Origin of the sequence: Quadrisphaera granulorum, assembly GCF_003149145.1 — a bacterium.
In the GTDB taxonomy this organism is placed as follows: Bacteria; Actinomycetota; Actinomycetes; order Actinomycetales; family Quadrisphaeraceae; genus Quadrisphaera; species Quadrisphaera granulorum.
The window spans coordinates 1-1,051 of record NZ_QGDQ01000085.1; the positions used below are offsets into that span (position 1 = coordinate 1).

At 70.2% G+C, this 1,051-nt stretch carries 1 protein-coding gene; it reads left to right on the plus strand.

Annotated features, from left to right (window positions below; all coding sequences use genetic code 11):
* Positions 1–1,051: transposase (locus BXY45_RS22805; RefSeq protein ID WP_146211355.1), on the plus strand; the 1,051-nt coding region annotated here is incomplete at both ends.

Below are 1,051 nucleotides of genomic sequence, written 5' to 3' on the forward strand. Positions count from 1 at the left end.
CTGCGCGACATCGTCGCGCAGTTGGACATCACCGCCCTGAACAAGCGCTACCGCCGCGGCGGGACCGGGCGGATGGCGTACGACCCGCGGATGCTGCTGCTGTTGTGGATCTACGCGGCGATGAACGGGATCTTCTCCACCCGCAAGATCGAAGCTGCCTGCCGCCGCGACATCGGCTTCATGTCCATCGTCGGCGTCGGGGGGCAGGCCCGCGTGCCGGACCACACCACCCTCAACCGGTTCATCTCCTATGACGACACGGTCGTGGATGAGTTGTTCGCCCAGGTGCTGCGGCTGTGCGCGGCACTGGGGATGGTCCGCGCGGGGGTGGTCGCTATCGATGGCACCAAGGTCGCCGCGGACGCCTCCTTCGCCAAGTCTCACACCGCTGATGCGCTGGCCCACCAGCTGCGCGAAGCCGAAGCCGAGGTCGCCGCCCAGCAGCAGGCGCTGCAGGTGGCGCGGGGACTACGCGCCCGCCAGGCCAGCATCGATGAGGCCGAGGACGCCGCCGAAGCCGCACGCCGCAGGCGCGGGGATGACGGGGATGACGGTGACGGGCAGGGGATGACCGAGGAGTTGAAGTCCCTGGCTCGCAAGCTGCGCGGCGCCACCGAGCGCCGCGACCGGATCCAGGCGGCCCTGGATGATCTGGCGGCGCGTAAGGCCGCCGCGCAGGAGGCGATGCGGGCCGCGCAGCGTGCCAAGCAGGCCGCCTGGGATGCGAAGGCGGCCGCGGCGGGTACCTCGGCCAGGTTGGGTCCGCGCCCCAGGGACGAGGTGGCCATCACCCGGGCTGGGCGTGATCAAGCGCCGCGGGCGTCGGTGACGGATGCGGACTCGCGGCGGATGAAGAGTTCCAAGGCGGGGTTCGTGCAGGGCTACAACGTGCAGTACGCGGTCGCTTCTGATCCGGGTGGGGTCGGGGATCAGATCGTGCTGGATGCCCGCGCTTCTCAGGACGGCACTGATCATCACCAGCTGCCGGAGTCAGTGGACGCGGTCAAGGCCACCCTGGACGCCCTGCGCGCAACCACCCCGGCGAACACGA